General features: G+C 66.6%; 16 protein-coding genes. 9 read left to right on the top strand and 7 right to left on the bottom strand.

Annotated elements, in window-relative coordinates; genetic code table 11:
• Nucleotides 1-159: 159 nt before the first annotated feature.
• The 3 genes from sppA to ACEN98_RS11735 all read right to left on the bottom strand — a co-directional run bounded on the left by sppA (nt 160) and on the right by ACEN98_RS11735 (nt 4,495).
• A complete protein-coding gene (gene sppA / locus ACEN98_RS11745) occupies nt 160-2,031 on the bottom strand; it encodes a signal peptide peptidase SppA (RefSeq protein WP_413384491.1) in 1,872 nt (623 codons plus the stop codon).
• 11 nt (nt 2,032-2,042) lie between these two features.
• Nucleotides 2,043-3,518, bottom strand: a complete 1,476-nt coding sequence (locus ACEN98_RS11740) for a sodium:solute symporter (RefSeq protein ID WP_413384489.1) — start codon at nt 3,516-3,518, stop codon at nt 2,043-2,045.
• A gap of 62 nt (nt 3,519-3,580) precedes the next feature.
• Nucleotides 3,581-4,495: a LysR family transcriptional regulator gene (locus ACEN98_RS11735; protein ID WP_413384488.1), complete on the bottom strand. Its 915-nt coding sequence runs from the start codon at nt 4,493-4,495 to the stop codon at nt 3,581-3,583.
• A 113-nt stretch (nt 4,496-4,608) separates the two neighbouring features.
• On the opposite strand from ACEN98_RS11735, the gene ACEN98_RS11730 reads away from it, so the two are divergent.
• Genes ACEN98_RS11730 through ACEN98_RS11715 form a run of 4 tightly spaced genes read left to right on the top strand, consistent with a single transcriptional unit; the run spans nt 4,609 to nt 8,068 of the window.
• Nucleotides 4,609-5,385, top strand: coding sequence for an SDR family NAD(P)-dependent oxidoreductase (locus ACEN98_RS11730; protein ID WP_413385978.1), 777 nt, complete (start codon nt 4,609-4,611; stop codon nt 5,383-5,385).
• A 12-nt stretch (nt 5,386-5,397) separates the two neighbouring features.
• Nucleotides 5,398-6,384: an aldo/keto reductase gene (locus tag ACEN98_RS11725; RefSeq protein WP_413384485.1), complete on the top strand. Its 987-nt coding sequence runs from the start codon at nt 5,398-5,400 to the stop codon at nt 6,382-6,384.
• A gap of 8 nt (nt 6,385-6,392) precedes the next feature.
• The gene (locus ACEN98_RS11720) at nt 6,393-7,082 is read left to right on the top strand and encodes a GH39 family glycosyl hydrolase (protein WP_413384482.1); all 690 of its coding nucleotides are present in this window, start codon (nt 6,393-6,395) and stop codon (nt 7,080-7,082) included.
• Nucleotides 6,995-8,068 carry a GH39 family glycosyl hydrolase gene (locus ACEN98_RS11715; RefSeq protein ID WP_413384480.1) on the top strand — a complete coding sequence of 358 codons (1,074 nt, stop codon included), beginning with the start codon at nt 6,995-6,997 and terminating at the stop codon, nt 8,066-8,068. The genes ACEN98_RS11720 and ACEN98_RS11715 overlap by 88 nt, the downstream gene beginning before the upstream one ends.
• A gap of 21 nt (nt 8,069-8,089) precedes the next feature.
• Here the strand turns inward: ACEN98_RS11715 and ACEN98_RS11710 are convergent, their stop codons facing one another.
• The 3 genes from ACEN98_RS11710 to ACEN98_RS11700 form a co-directional block, all read right to left on the bottom strand.
• Nucleotides 8,090-8,518, bottom strand: a complete 429-nt coding sequence (locus ACEN98_RS11710) for a hypothetical protein (RefSeq protein WP_413384477.1) — start codon at nt 8,516-8,518, stop codon at nt 8,090-8,092.
• A gap of 117 nt (nt 8,519-8,635) precedes the next feature.
• On the bottom strand, nt 8,636-10,129 hold the full coding sequence (locus tag ACEN98_RS11705; RefSeq protein WP_413384475.1) for an NYN domain-containing protein: 1,494 nt from the start codon (nt 10,127-10,129) through the stop codon (nt 8,636-8,638).
• A 93-nt stretch (nt 10,130-10,222) separates the two neighbouring features.
• The gene (locus ACEN98_RS11700; RefSeq protein WP_413384472.1) at nt 10,223-10,645 is read right to left on the bottom strand and encodes a DUF1810 domain-containing protein; all 423 of its coding nucleotides are present in this window, start codon (nt 10,643-10,645) and stop codon (nt 10,223-10,225) included.
• Nucleotides 10,646-10,697: 52 nt separating this feature from the next.
• On the opposite strand from ACEN98_RS11700, the gene ACEN98_RS11695 reads away from it, so the two are divergent.
• Together ACEN98_RS11695 and ACEN98_RS11690 are read left to right on the top strand one after the other, a co-directional pair.
• Nucleotides 10,698-10,907 carry a DUF3820 family protein gene (locus ACEN98_RS11695; RefSeq protein WP_413384470.1) on the top strand — a complete coding sequence of 70 codons (210 nt, stop codon included), beginning with the start codon at nt 10,698-10,700 and terminating at the stop codon, nt 10,905-10,907.
• A 64-nt stretch (nt 10,908-10,971) separates the two neighbouring features.
• On the top strand, nt 10,972-11,385 hold the full coding sequence (locus tag ACEN98_RS11690) for an ester cyclase (RefSeq protein WP_371764416.1): 414 nt from the start codon (nt 10,972-10,974) through the stop codon (nt 11,383-11,385).
• 12 nt (nt 11,386-11,397) lie between these two features.
• Here ACEN98_RS11690 and ACEN98_RS11685 read toward each other — a convergent pair whose 3' ends face one another.
• Nucleotides 11,398-11,835 (bottom strand): MarR family winged helix-turn-helix transcriptional regulator, encoded by a 438-nt coding sequence (locus tag ACEN98_RS11685; RefSeq protein WP_413384467.1) that lies wholly within the window; start codon nt 11,833-11,835, stop codon nt 11,398-11,400.
• A 155-nt stretch (nt 11,836-11,990) separates the two neighbouring features.
• Between ACEN98_RS11685 and ACEN98_RS11680 the strand changes: the two genes are divergently transcribed.
• The 3 genes from ACEN98_RS11680 (at nt 11,991) to ACEN98_RS11670 (ending at nt 13,557) form a co-directional block, all read left to right on the top strand.
• Complete coding sequence (locus tag ACEN98_RS11680) at nt 11,991-12,692, top strand: pirin family protein (RefSeq protein WP_413384464.1); 702 nt, start codon at nt 11,991-11,993, stop codon at nt 12,690-12,692.
• A 120-nt stretch (nt 12,693-12,812) separates the two neighbouring features.
• On the top strand, nt 12,813-13,124 hold the full coding sequence (locus ACEN98_RS11675; protein ID WP_413384462.1) for a hypothetical protein: 312 nt from the start codon (nt 12,813-12,815) through the stop codon (nt 13,122-13,124).
• Between the two features lie 49 nt (nt 13,125-13,173).
• A complete protein-coding gene (locus ACEN98_RS11670) occupies nt 13,174-13,557 on the top strand; it encodes a response regulator transcription factor (protein WP_413340377.1) in 384 nt (127 codons plus the stop codon).
• Nucleotides 13,558-13,822 lie beyond the last annotated feature (265 nt).

Here is a 13,822-nt window from a genome sequence, read left to right as displayed (position 1 = left end):
CCAGGCACAGGAAGTTGCATCTTTACACGGCTTTACACAGAAGCCGCCTACATGCGGGGAGATCCAAACAAAACGGGCGCGGGAAGATTCCCGCGCCCGTGTTGCAACGTATGGTTGCTTGACTACACGCTGTTACAAAGATTAACGCTCCGGAAAGGTTCAGGGCACCCCGCACAGGCAGTGCGTGACGGCCGCGAACGGCAGTTTGCGGTCGGCGACGGCCGACAGCCAGCCGAGGTCCCTGGCGATGCCCGCCGTCGCGTTGCCGCTCAGCGCGGCCGCGCCGAGGTCGACCGGCAGCAGGCCCAGCTTCACTTGCACGTTCAGGATCTGCGCGTCCGACAGGCCCATGCGTTCCAGCACGCGCTCGGCCAGCGTGGTCGGCTGCTCGGCATAGGTGACGCGGAAATCGTCGCCCAGCTTCGCGCGCTTGGCGGCCGAGCGCAGCGCGTCGCCGTAGCTGCCCAGGCGGTCGACGAGGCCGCGTTCCTTGGCCTGCGTGCCCGTCCACACGCGGCCCTGGCCCACTTCGTCGATCTTGGCCGGCGTCGTCTTGCGCGCAAGGGCGGCCTTGGTCGTGAACTCGTCGTACACGTGGTTGATGGCGGACTGGATCAGCTGGCCGAAGCGCGGATCGAGGGGGCGCAGCGGGTTGTAGGCGTCCGCGAGCCACGTGGTCGTCACGCCGGCCGTGTGGATGCCCAGTTTGTCGACGACCTTGTCCGCGGTCGGCAGGATGGCGAACACGCCGATCGAGCCGGTGACGGTGGACGGGTCGGCGATGACTTCGTCGGCCGCCATCGAGATCCAGTAGCCGCCCGACGCGGCCACGTCGCCCATCGACACGACGACCGGCTTGCCGGCCGCGCGCGTCAGTTCCAGCTCGCGCCGGATCAGTTCCGAACCGTAGGCGCTGCCGCCCGGCGAATTGACGCGCAGGACGACGGCCTTCACCGACGAATCGTCGCGCACGCTGCGGATCAGGTTCGCCGTGGAGATGCCGCCGACCATGCCGGGACCGCCCGTGCCTTCCGTGATGTCGCCGGCCGCGACGACGACGGCGACCGCGTCGCCGAACGGCTTCTCCGGATGGCGCGCCACGTAGTCGCCGAAGCTCACCTGGCGGAAGCTCTTGATGCGGTCGTCGTACGCACCGCGCTTGATGAACATGTCGCGCACTTCGTCGCGGGTCTTGACGCCGTCGATCAGCTTCCAGTCCAGCGCCACCCTGGCCGCGTTGCCGTTGGCCGCCTGCAGGCGCTGCGGCAGCTCGTCGATGCCTTTCGCGATCGACCCCGCCGGCAGCTTGCGCGCCTTCTCGACTTCGTCCGTGTACGCGGTCCACAGGCCGTTGTACAGGAACGCGTCCGCCTCCTGCGCGGCCGGCGACGGGCCGTTGCCGATGAACGGCTCCGCGAAGCTTTTATACGTACCGACCTTCATCAGGTTGACGGTGACGCCGACCTTGTCCAGCGCGTCGCGGTAGTAATTGCGGTGGCGGCCGAAACCTTCGATCAGCACCATGCCCATCGGATGCAGGTAGATCTCGCTGGCATGCGCGGCGATCAGGTAGCGCTTCTGGTCGAAGTTGCCGCCCCAGACGACCACGCGCTTGCCGGCCGCCTTCACGCGCTCGATGCCGGCGCCGATCTCGCGCACGGACGCGAGGCCGCCGCCATCCAGCTCGTCCAGCAGCACGAGGACTTCGCTCACGTTGCTGTCCTTCGCGGCGCCGTCCAGCGCCTTCAGCACGTCCGGCAGGCGCACGAGGCGGCGGCCGTTGCCCGACAGGCCGGCGACGACGGAATCGCGCACGCTGCCGGCGCGCGCCTCGACCAGTTCGCCCTTCAGGTCGAGCACGAGCGCCGTCTTGGGCGCCAGTGGCTTGAGGCCGCCGCCGAACAGGGCCCAGACGAAGGCGATCAGGATGACCAGGAAGATGAGGTTCAGCACGAAGCGGCGGGTGGCGTCGAGGCCGCGCCACAGCGCCTTGACGCCGCGACCCAGGGAGGAGAAAGGCTTGAATGACATTAGTGCTCCGGCTAGTTGAGATTCGGTTCGGTCAGTGCGGACGGCTCGGCGCGGCGCGAGATCGCGAACAGGCCGGCGAATACGAGGGCGCCGTTCACGATCAGCAGTTCGAGGCCGAGGCGGTAACTGCCCAGCAGCGCATGCTGGTAATACTCCAGCAGCGCGCACACGATCGGCGCGCCGATGGTCACCACGGGCACGAGGCGGTCGTGCAGCGTCCGCGTCGTCATCATGCCGAAGGCGAACAGACCGAGCAAGGGTCCGTATGTATAGCTGGCCAGTTTCAGGATGACGACGATCATGCTGGGATTGTCCACCCATTTGAACACGAGCACCATGGCCAGGAACAGCGCGGCGAACGCGAGGTGCACGTGGCGGCGCAGGCGCATGCGCTGGTGTTCCGTCAGGCCGGCGCGGCGCTTGATACCGAGGATGTCGATGCAGAACGTGGACGTCAGCGCCGTGATGGCGCCGTCGGCGCTGGGGAACAGCGCCGAGATCAGCGCGATCAGGAAGATGATCTGCACCGCGGCGGGCAGGTGGCCCATGACGACGGCCGGGAAGATCCTGTCGCCCGTCGCGGTGACGCCGGCGATGGGCGCGTACAGGTACAGCAGCCCGCCGAGGAACAGGAAGGCGCACAGCACGACGACCAGCACGGCGGTCAGGCTCAAGAGGTTCTTCTGCGAATCCCGCAAGGTCTTCACGGAGATCGTCTTCTGCATCATTTCCTGGTCCATGCCCGTCATCGTCAACACGATGAAGACGCCGGCCACGATCTGCTTGAGCCAGTAGCCGGGGCTGTCCGGGTCGTGCGTGAACACGCGCGCGAGGCCCCTGTCCTGCATCTGCCGCAGCGCCTCGGGGATCGTCAGGTCGAGCTGGCCCAGCATGAACGCGACGCAGGCGAACAGGCCGGCCAGCATGCACGTGGTCTGCAGCGTATCGGTCCAGACGATGGTCTTCACGCCGCCCTGATAGGTGTACAGCAGGATCATGCCGAGGATGACGAAGGTCGTCAGCCAGAACGGGATGCCGAGGCTGTCGAGGATGATCGTCTGCAGGACGGCGACGACGAGGTACAGCCGTGCCGTGGCGCCGAACAGGCGCGACAGGATGAAGAACCCGGCGCCGCTCTGGTAGGCGCGCCGGCCGAGGCGCACGTCGAGGTAGTGGTAGATCGAGGTCAAGCGGAGGCGGTAGTACAGCGGCAGCAGCAGGACAACGACGGCGATGTAGCCGACCACGTAGCCGATGAGGATTTGCGCATAGCCGAAGCCGTCGGCCCCGACGGCGCCCGGCACGCTGATGAAGGTGGCGCCGGACAGCGTGGTGCCGACCATGCCGAACGCGACGAGCATCCAGTTGCTGCTCTTGTTACCGATGAAAAAACTGTCGTTGTTGGCACCCCGCCCCGTGGCCCAGGCGACGCCGAGCAGCAGGGCGAAATACGCGATGAGGATGCAGAAAAGTAAAGCCGGGGACATCGGGGATCCAAAAAGTTGTCTGATCGCCCGGCAATATACACCCAAGGCGCGGCAGCGGGCTTTCAGCCGACGGGCGGCAGGGATTGCCGGGCACGGATGATGTTGATCAGGGCGCGCAGCGCCGGATGGCTGTGGCGCCGGCTGCTGTAGTACATGTGGAAAGGCTCGCCGCGCGCGGCGAACGCATCCAGCACGATGCGCAGGCTGCCCTCGGCCAGTTCGCCCGCGATCCTGGATTCGAGAAGATAGGCCAGGCCCGCGCCGGATTTCGCCACGGCGATCGTCGTGGCCGTATCGTTGATCGTGACCGGTCCCGGCACACGGATCCGGCGCCGTTCGCCGTCGACGTCGAATTCCCACTTGTAGGCCGAGTTATCACCGAGCAGCAGTTGCAGGCACCGGTGCCGCGCCAGGTCGTCGGGATGCGCCGGCTCGCCGTAGTTGGCCAGATACGCCGGGGCCGCCGCCACGACCCAGCGCTGGGGGCCGCTCAGGGGCACGGCGACCATGTCTTCCGGAACGTAATCCCCATACCGGACGCCGGCATCGTAGCCTTCCTCGACGATATCGATGGGCCGGTCTTCCACGACGACGGTCAGCCGTACGTCGGGATAGACACGGGCGAACGCCACGATCGCCGGCTCGATCAGCAGATGGGCCGCGTCCGCGAACACGTTGATGCGCAGTTCGCCATGCGCGGGCGTGGCCGAGTCGATGAGCCCGAGCGCCGCACCGATCGCGTCGAAGCCGTCCTCCAGGCGTTTTGCAAGTTCGAGGCCGATGTCGGTCGGGGTGACGGAACGCGCGGAACGGTTCAGCAGCTTCACGGCGAGGCGCGCTTCCAGCCGGCGCATGGCGTGGCTGGCCGCCGAGGGCGACAGGCCCAGCTGGATCGCGGCCGCCTTGAAGCTGCGCGTGCGCACGATGGCGAGGAACAGGCGCAGGTCGGCGAAATCGACGCGATCGATCAGGGACATGGTTGAGAGAGAATCATCGCCGCGATGAATGCGGCTCATCTTTGAATAATAGCACTGCGGCAAGGCTGAGCGGTATAAAGATGGCTCGACAACTCGCGACCATCCCCATGCCCATGTCATCTCGCAGCGAACTCAACATCCCGGACCTTGCCGGCAAGCGCATCCTCGTCACGGGGGCCTCGGCCGGCATCGGCGCAGCGGTTGCGCTCGGGTTCCTCGGGCAAGGCGCCCGTGTGGCGATCCACTACGGCGCCAACCGCGCCGGCGCCGAGCGCGTCGCCGCCGGCGCACCGGACCGTGCCGTGGTCGTCCACGGCGACCTGGCCGACCTGGCCGACACCGGGCGCGTCGTGCACGAGGCCGCCCGCCTGCTCGGCGGCCTCGACGGCATCGTGAACAATGCCGGCAACATGCTCGGCCGCATCCCGACGGAAGCGGCGACGGCCGATCATTTCGACCAGGTCGTCGATCTCAACGCCCGTTCGGTGTGGCAGGCCAGCATCACGGCAGTGCCCTACCTGCGCCAGGCCGGCGGCGGCTTCATCATCAACACGACGTCGATTGCCGCGCGCAACGGCGGCGGCCAGGGGGCGGTCCTGTATGCCGCAGCGAAGAGTTTTGTCAGCAATCTCACGCGCGGGCATGCGAAGGAGTTCGTGGCCGACGGTATCCGCGTCAACGCCGTCGCGCCCGGGGTGATCCAGACGGCCTTCCATGACCGCTACACGCCCGCCGACCTGCTGTCGGCCCAGGTCGGCACGATCCCGATGGGGCGCGCCGGCACCCCGGAAGAGTGCGTGGGCGCATACCTGTTTCTCGCTTCGAAAGAACTGTCCGGCTATCTCACTGGCCAGGTCATCGAAGTCAATGGTGGACAACTGATGGTTTAAGAAGGGAAGAAGATGCAACAAAGAAAACTGGGCCGCACCGGTGCGGCAGTCTCGGAAATCGGCTTCGGCGCCTGGGCGATCGGCGGCTCCTGGGGCGATGTCAGCGTGGAGGACGCCAAGGGCGCGCTGCATGCGGCCCTCGACAATGGCGTCACGTTCATCGATACCGCCGACGTGTATGGCGACGGCCGTTCCGAACGGCTCATCGCGGACGTGCTCGCGGAACGCGGCGGCGAGCGGCCGTTCGTGGCCACCAAGGCCGGGCGCCGCCTGTCGCCCCACGTGGCGGAAGGCTATACGAAGGCCAACCTGACGGCGTTCGTCGAGCGGTCGCTGCGCAACCTGCGCGTCGACTGCCTGGACCTCGTGCAGCTGCATTGCCCGCCGACGCCGGTCTTTTATCGGCCGGACGTCTTCGGCGCCATGGACGACCTGGCCGCGGCCGGCAAGATCCGGCACTACGGCGTCTCCGTCGAGAAGGTCGAAGAGGGCCTGAAGGCCATCGACTACCCGAATGTCGCCACCGTGCAGATCATCTACAACATCTTCCGCCAGCGTCCGGCCACGCTGTTCTTCGCGGAAGCGGCGCGGCGCGGCGTCGGCGTGATCGTGCGCGTCCCGCTCGCGTCGGGCCTGCTGACCGGGAAGATGAGCGCCAGCACGACGTTCGCCGCGGACGATCACCGCGCGTTCAACCGCGAGGGGGAATCGTTCGACAAGGGCGAGACGTTTGCCGGCGTCCCGTACGACCTCGCGCTCGAGGCCGTCGAACGGATCCGCGGACTGGTGCCGGGCGGCGCGACGATGGCGCAATTCGCGCTGCGCTGGATCCTGATGGAGCAAAGCGTCAGCACGGTGATCCCGGGCGCCAGGAATGCCGCGCAGGCCATCGCGAACAGCCAGGCCAGCGCGCTGGACGCCATTGCGCCGGAAGCGATGGAACAGCTGCGCGCGCTGTACCGCGAGCGGATCGCACCTCACGTGCACCATCTCTGGTGATCGTCGGCATGAAGAGACATCTCGTTGCCCTCCTCCTCGCGGCCTGCGCGCCGCTGCACGCCGCCGAACCCTCCACGCCACAGCCGGTCAGGCTGGCCATCGACGCCACGCAGGCCAAGGGCCCCTTGACGCCCATCTGGGCCTGGTTCGGCTACGACGAACCGAACTACACGACGGCGCCCAACGGCAAAAAACTGCTGAGCGACATCGCCGCCCTGAGCCCGGTCCCGGTCCACGTCCGCACGCACAACCTCATGACGTCGGGCGACGGCAGCTATGCGCTCAAGTGGGGCTCGACGAACATGTACAGCGAAGACAAGGACGGCAAGCCGGTCTACGACTGGACCATCATCGACGGCATCTTCGACACGTACATCGAACGCGGCATGAAGCCGCTGGCGCAGATCGGCTTCATGCCGGAAGCGCTGTCGCAGCGCCCGCAACCGTACCGCCACCACTGGAAGCCGGGCCCGCCCTACCCGGCGCTCTTCACCGGCTGGGCCACGCCGCCGAATGACTACGCCAAGTGGTCCGAGCTGGTCTACCAATGGGTCAAGCACAGCGTGGCGCGCTACGGGCAGAAGGAAGTCGAGAGCTGGTACTGGGAAGTGTGGAACGAGCCGGATCTCTCTACCTGGTCGCGGCGGACTCGAAGCGCGAGTACTTCAAGATGTACGACTACGCGGCCGACGCGGTGAAGCGCGCGCTGCCGACGGCGCGCATCGGCGGCCCGCACACGGCCGGCGCGGGCCGCTTCATGGACGACTTCCTGCAGCACTGCCTGCACGAGACCAACTACGCGACCGGCAAGACCGGCACGCCGCTGGACTTCGTCGCGTTCCACGCCAAGGGCGCGCCGAAGGTCGTCGACGGCATCGTCCGCATGGGCATGGGCACGCATTTCCGTCACCTCGACGAAGGCTTCGCGCTCGTCGCAAAATACCCGGAACTGAAAAACATCCCCGTCATCGTCGGCGAATCCGATCCGGAAGGCTGCGCCGCCTGCGGCATGCAGACCAATCCGGAAAACGCCTACCGCAACGGCACGCTGTACGCCAGCTACACGGCCGCGTCGATCGCGCGCGAGTACGACCTGGCCGCGCGGCGCGGCGTGAACCTGATCGGCGCGGTGAACTGGTCGTTCGAGTTCGAAGACCAGCCGTGGTTCGCGGGCTTCCGCGACCTGGCGACCAATGGCGTCAACAAGCCGGTGCTGAACGTGTTCCGCATGCTCGGCAAGATGCGCGGCGAGCGCGTGGCGGTGACGGGCGACCGCGCCTACGACGCGGCCCGCATCCAGGCCGCCGGCGTGCGCGGCGCGCGCACCGACATCGATGCGCTGGCGGCGAAGGATGCGCACAGCGTGTCCGTCCTGGTCTGGAACTACCACGACGACGACATCATCGACGCCGGCTCACCGGTCGAGCTTCACATCGCCGGCATTCCCGCCAGACAGGTGCAGATGCGCCACTACCGCATCGACCAGGAGCACAGCAATTCGTACGCCGCGTGGAAGCGCATGGGGTCGCCCGCGCATCCGACGGCGGCGCAGGTGGCCGAGCTGCGGAAGGCGAGCGAACTGGCGCAAATGGAGGCGGCGACGGTGGCGACGCAGGATGGCGCCGCTACGGTCAGGATGCAGTTGCCGCGGCAGGCGGTGTCGCTGGTGACACTCACCTACTGAATCGAACACCGGAATTATTGGTCAGATCCCCTGCCCCGGCATCCGCTCGAACGGCCCGATGCATGCCTCCATCGTCTCGTCGCGGCACATCACGAAGCGCGCGCCGGATGGGTGGAAGCGGATGTAGTTGGTGGCGCGCGTGCCCGGCTTCATGATCTCGCCGGAGCAGTCCTGCTTGCCATTGTCCTTCACGATCTTGTCGTCGAGTTTATAAAACCCCTTGGCGCTGGGTTTTTCGGCGACCGTGAACTCGCTTTCCGACACTTCGTCCGCGCTTTTCACGAGCGTGGTGCCGTCGCCGCGGAAGTGGTACGTCTCGGAACAGCCGAGCTGCGGGATCGCGAGGATCCAGATGCCCAGCAAGGGATGCGCCGCGGAGGGTGCGGCTGCCTGGGACGGCAGCGCGGCGGTGGCGAGGAGGCAGGCGAAGAGACCGGTGAGCGTGCGCATGGTGGGCCTTTGCATGACAGTGGACGCGGGGGCGTTATTGTCATTATTGCACAGGCCCGGATGGGACGCGCGCGCATAAAGCACCGTCGTCCCCGCCTGCGCGGGAACGACGAGGTGTCAGCTGTTCTCGGGCGGCGTCTTCGGCTTGGCCGGCCGGCGCGGCGCACGTGTCGCCGGCTTGCGCGACGGTGCCTTGTGCGCCGGGCGGGTCGACTTCTTGCGGGCCTGTTTCGCCGCCGCATCGTCGTCCTCGCCTTCCGCCGCAACCGGCTCGGCGGGCGCGGCTTGGACGTCCGCAGCCTGCGCATCCGGCGCCGCGACGCTGTCTTCCCGAGCCACCGCCGCCGCGGTCACGGCCGTGCCGGCGGCCTCTTCCTTGCGCTTGCGCGGCGTGCGCGTCGTGCGGCGGCGTTCCTTCACCGGCGCGGGCGCTTCTTCGGCGACCGCGACGGGCTCCTCGGCCGCAACGACAGGCTCCGGCGCCTCGGCCAGGTCCGGCGTCGGCGCGGGCCAGGTGGCGATCGCGGCTTCCTCGGACACCGGCACGGCGTCCTGCGCCGCTTCGAGCGCGGGCGCGGGGGCCTGCCCTTCGCGGCCCTTGCGTCCGCGGCCGCCGCGGCGGCGCGGTTCGCGGGCGGCGGCCGGGATTTCCGTCGGCTGCTCGCCCTGGGTTTCGGCGGCCAGTTCGTCGCCGGTTTCCTGGACCGCCGGCTCGGCCATCACCTGCGGCTGCTCGACGGCCGGCTCCGCCGGCGCGGCGTCGACCGGCTGCAGGTCGACCTGGGCGTTGGCGCCGCGGAAGACATAGGTGCCGGATTTTTCGTCGCGGCCGAATTCGAACAGGCCGCGCGTCTGCGCCTCTTCCAGCAGGTTGCCGAACGTGCGGAAGCCGTAATAGGTCTCGGAGAAGTCCGGACGGCGGCGCTTCAGCGTGTCCTTCAGCAGCGAGGCCCAGATCTTGCCGGTGTCGCCGCGTTCGGAGACGAGCGCGTCGAAGGTCTCGACGACCATCTCGAGCGCCTGCAGCTTGCGCGCTTCCATGTCTTCGCGCTTGCGGTTGTTCTCGTCCGACGGACGGCGGCCCTGCTGCGGCTGGGCCTTGCGCTCGTCGCGCTTGGCGGCGGCGCGGCGCTGTTCGCGCACGAGGTCGTCGTAGAAGATGAATTCGTCGCAGTTGGCGACCAGCAGGTCCGACGTCGACTGCTTGACGCCGACGCCGATCACCCGTTTCGCGTTTTCGCGCAGCTTGGAGACGAGCGGCGAGAAGTCCGAGTCGCCCGACACGATCACGAACGTGTTCACGTGCGATTTCGTGTAGCACAGGTCGAGCGCGTCCACGACCATGCGGATGTCGGCGGAATTCTTGCCCGACTGGCGCACGTGGGGGATTTCGATCAGTTCGAAGTTCGCTTCATGCATCGTCGCCTTGAAGCCCTTGTAGCGATCCCAGTCGCAATAGGATTTCTTGACCACGATGCTGCCCTTGAGCAGCAGGCGTTCGAGGACGGGCTTGATGTCGAACTTCTCGTAATTCGCATCGCGCACGCCGAGTGCGACGTTTTCGAAGTCGCAGAACACCGCCATGCTGATATTGTCTGGAGATGAAGCCATGTGTGTTGTTGTGTGGTTGGTAGACAAGCTGACCACGGATTATACGCAACAACGCCGACGGCGCCGTCGCGGACGTGTCCGGTGTCCGCGCGGTCAGCCCAGCCGCTCCAGCGTGGCCGGGTCGGGACGGCCGTCGAAGAACTGGTCCAGGCAGGTCTGGAAGATCGCTTCGTGGGGCGCGACGTCGGCAAACAGGGTCATCGAGGAATGGAATTTCAGGTTGTCCGGGTGGCCGAAGATCTCGTCGACGCCGCGGTCGTCGTGGCCGGCGACGGCCGTCGCGCAGGCGCGCAGGCGCGGGCCCAGCACGGGATGCGCGAGGTAGGCCGCGGCTTCGTCGGCGGAACGGAGCGCATAGCGCTGCGCCATCGCGCTGTGGCCCAGCCCCGCGATTTGCGGAAAGATGAACCACATCCAGTGAGTGCGCTTGTGGCCGGCGCGCAGCTCGGCCAGCGCCGCGTCGTAGACGCCGTTCTGGGCATCCACGAAGCGTTCGAGGTTGAAGTCGGTTGCCATCGCTAGTCCTCCTGACCGCATGCTACGCCATGTTTGTTAAAGTGGCGCCACCATGAAGCCCGAACACCTCACTCTCCTCCTCACCCGCGAAATGCCCTACGGCAAGTACAAGGGCCGCAGGATCGCCGACCTGCCCGGCCACTACCTGGGCTGGTTCGCCCGCGAAGGCTTTCCCAAGGGCGAGCTGGGCGAGCTGCTCGCCCTCATGTACGAAATCGACCATAACAACCTGCGCAGCCTGCTCGATCCGTTGAAGCGTTGACTATACAGTCTAGCCTGTATATTATCGGGCGCGTCCACCGCCGGACAGTGACCGAGGAATCCCCATGCCGCATGCAGACCCGAAGGATGTCGTACGCCGTTTCAACCTGGATGTTATCGAGCGCGGCGACCGCGCGGCCTTCGAGGCGTTGATGCTCCCGTCGTTCGTCAACCGCACGGCGCCGCCCGGCGCGGCGGATGGGCCGGAGAGCATGTGGCAAACGTTCGACCGCGTGCTGCGCCCGGCGCTGTCGGACCTGCGGGTCGAGATCCACGACCAGGTCGCGGAAGGCGCGAAAGTCACGTCGCGCAAGACCATCCGCGGCCGCCACACGGGCACGCTGCTGGGCGTCGCCGCGACGGGCCGCGACGTGGCGATCGACGTCATCGACATCGTCCGGGTCGAGGACGGCCGCTATGCCGAGCACTGGGGCGTGAACACGCTGGCGGCCGTGCTGGCCGGCCTGCGCCAGGGCTGATCGAGGAAAAGCTCAGCGTGCCGGATCGGCCAGGCGTCCGATCAGGCGGACGGCCGCGCGCAGCTCGGCGCATTCGCCGGGTGTCAGCCGCTCTGCGATGATGTCCGCGATGTGGGCGGCACGCGCGGCGCGCAGGGCGCGCAGCCGCTCGCGTCCCTGCGCCGTGACGGCGAACAGCACGCTGCGGCCGTCGTGCGGGTCCGGCATGCGCTCGATGAGACCGTCTTCTTCCAGCTGCGCCGTCACGAGGCGCATGCTCTGGTGCTTGACGTTGCGCACCTGGGCCAGCGCGGCGATGTTCGCCGGGCCGCCACGGTCGAGCAGTTCCAGCGTGTCCGAACCGGCCGAACGGGGCGTGTCCGTGTCGTAGCGGACGGACCGCACGAACGCGCTCACGGCGCTGCGCAGGTCTTCGGCAAGGTCGGCGACGTCGGGGCTCGGGCAGGTCATGGCATTCCTTTACACGGGGCGGCCGGAGTGTACCGCATCGGCCGGCACCATCATCGAATTTTTCGATGCAAGAACGGAAAATAACTCGTTTTTCAACGGCGCAGGCTGTCCCTATACTGGCTTCCATCGACACACGAACACACAAGGAGCAGATCATGATGGAAGTCCGCAGGAGCGAAGAACGGGGCGCCGCCCACCACGGCTGGCTGATGTCCAAACACAGCTTTTCGTTCGCCGATTATTACGACCCGCGCCACAGCGGCTTCGGCCCGCTGCTGGTGATCAACGAAGACCGCGTCGCCCCCGGCGCCGGCTTCGGCACGCACGGCCACCGCGACATGGAGATCATCTCGTACGTGCTGGACGGCGCGCTGGAACACAAGGACAGCATGGGCACCGGCTCCGTGCTGCACTACGGCGACGTGCAGCGCATGAGCGCGGGCAGCGGCGTGCGTCACAGCGAGTTCAACGGATCGAAGACGGATCCCGTGCACTTCCTGCAGATCTGGATCGAGCCGGACACGAAAGGCATCCCGCCCAGCTACGAGGAAAAGCATTTTTCGACCGACAGCAAGAAGGGCAAGCTGCGCCTGGTCGCCTCGCGCGACGGCCGCCAGGACACCGTGCTGATCCACCAGGACGCGTCGATCTATGCCGCGATCCTGGACGAAGGCGACAGGGTCGAACATGCGCTCGACAGCGAGCGCCTGGCCTACGTCCACGTGATCCGCGGCGATGTCAGCGTCAACGGCGTGCCGCTGAAGGATGGCGATGCGCTCAAGATCGGTGGCGAGGAACGGGTCGTGTTCGACAAGGCCGAGGCGGCGGAACTCCTGCTGTTCGACCTGCCGGCTTGATACGATGGCGGGATCTCCTCGGGTACTGGCGGTGGATCTTGCCGGTTTTGACCGTCGATAACATTTGCGGTGCGCGTAAGCTCGACAATTGCTGCTCCTGTAACCATCAGGGAGCAAGAAATGGCGAACGACGTGTATGCGCAAATCGACGGGATCAAGGGCGAGTCCATCGATGACAAGCCACGATGTTCGATCAATGGATCGGTAAGCGTCCGGGCGAGCGAGGGATGGCTATACTTCCGATGTGGTGCTTGTGCCATGAGAACATTGCTCGTGCTTTCATCCTGTTTGCTGTTCTCGGCCACGCATGCGAATGAAATCAAATGCCCCGTCTACTGTCCGAGCAAGGAAACAATTTTTCAGGAAAAAAAGGACAGCGACAGCGATGTGCGAATAGATCGCCTGCATGCCACAATCGCGCTTCGAATGTGAAATGCCCCCGGTATACTGAAGCCCTACGGCAACTTTCGACGCCAACAACATGAGCGCACAACCCAGCGTCCTCGTCGTCGAGGATGATGTCCACATCGCCCACGTCCTCGGCTTCATGCTCGAGCGCCAGGGTTATCGCGTCATCCACGTGGCCGACGGCCGCGCCGCCGTCCGGCACGTCGTGTCGCAGCGCGCGCCCGACCTCGTGCTGCTGGACGTGATGTTGCCGTACGTGGACGGATTCGAGATCGTGGGCGTGATCCGCGCGCAGGCCGGCTGGGAAGCCGTCCCTGTCCTCATGCTGACCGCCAAGAACACGGAGCGCGACACCGTGCGCGCCCTCGACGCCGGCGCCAACGACTTCATCATCAAGCCGTTCCAGCCGCAGGAATTGCTGGCACGCCTGCGCCGCTTCCTGAAGACCCCCGCATGATCCCGCGCGCGTGCCGGCGGACCTGCCGCCGGAGCGTTTGCCGCCCCGACTCCCTGCTGGCATCGCTCACCGACCGCTTCGCCGCCGATACTCCGCGATTTCCTCGCCGCGTTGACGATCTTCGCAATTGAACGACACCGGATGCCGCTCGCAGAATGGCCGGACGCACGAAGAAGGCGACGCGGCGGATCGGTGCGATACGGCCGACGACACCCGCCAGGCAGATGATGGAGATTACATATCAAACACATCTATTTCTGGAGGA

The sequence above is a fragment of the Massilia sp. CT11-137 genome, from assembly GCF_047302885.1.
Taxonomy (GTDB): domain Bacteria; phylum Pseudomonadota; class Gammaproteobacteria; order Burkholderiales; family Burkholderiaceae_D; genus Telluria; species Telluria orientalis.
The sequence above is the reverse complement of the archived record's forward strand: the minus strand, read 5'-3'. Positions and strand labels throughout refer to the sequence as shown.

Coding starts and splice junctions, on each gene's coding strand:
- sppA (WP_413384491.1), bottom strand. CDS start 2,031: ATGTCATTCAAGCCTTTCTCCTCCCTGGGTCGCGGCGTCAAGGCGCTG.
- ACEN98_RS11740 (WP_413384489.1), bottom strand. CDS start 3,518: ATGTCCCCGGCTTTACTTTTCTGCATCCTCATCGCGTATTTCGCCCTG.
- ACEN98_RS11735 (WP_413384488.1), bottom strand. CDS start 4,495: ATGTCCCTGATCGATCGCGTCGATTTCGCCGACCTGCGCCTGTTCCTC.
- ACEN98_RS11730 (WP_413385978.1), top strand. CDS start 4,609: ATGTCATCTCGCAGCGAACTCAACATCCCGGACCTTGCCGGCAAGCGC.
- ACEN98_RS11725 (WP_413384485.1), top strand. CDS start 5,398: ATGCAACAAAGAAAACTGGGCCGCACCGGTGCGGCAGTCTCGGAAATC.
- ACEN98_RS11720 (WP_413384482.1), top strand. CDS start 6,393: ATGAAGAGACATCTCGTTGCCCTCCTCCTCGCGGCCTGCGCGCCGCTG.
- ACEN98_RS11710 (WP_413384477.1), bottom strand. CDS start 8,518: ATGCGCACGCTCACCGGTCTCTTCGCCTGCCTCCTCGCCACCGCCGCG.
- ACEN98_RS11705 (WP_413384475.1), bottom strand. CDS start 10,129: ATGGCTTCATCTCCAGACAATATCAGCATGGCGGTGTTCTGCGACTTC.
- ACEN98_RS11700 (WP_413384472.1), bottom strand. CDS start 10,645: ATGGCAACCGACTTCAACCTCGAACGCTTCGTGGATGCCCAGAACGGC.
- ACEN98_RS11695 (WP_413384470.1), top strand. CDS start 10,698: ATGAAGCCCGAACACCTCACTCTCCTCCTCACCCGCGAAATGCCCTAC.
- ACEN98_RS11690 (WP_371764416.1), top strand. CDS start 10,972: ATGCCGCATGCAGACCCGAAGGATGTCGTACGCCGTTTCAACCTGGAT.
- ACEN98_RS11685 (WP_413384467.1), bottom strand. CDS start 11,835: ATGACCTGCCCGAGCCCCGACGTCGCCGACCTTGCCGAAGACCTGCGC.
- ACEN98_RS11680 (WP_413384464.1), top strand. CDS start 11,991: ATGATGGAAGTCCGCAGGAGCGAAGAACGGGGCGCCGCCCACCACGGC.
- ACEN98_RS11675 (WP_413384462.1), top strand. CDS start 12,813: ATGGCGAACGACGTGTATGCGCAAATCGACGGGATCAAGGGCGAGTCC.
- ACEN98_RS11670 (WP_413340377.1), top strand. CDS start 13,174: ATGAGCGCACAACCCAGCGTCCTCGTCGTCGAGGATGATGTCCACATC.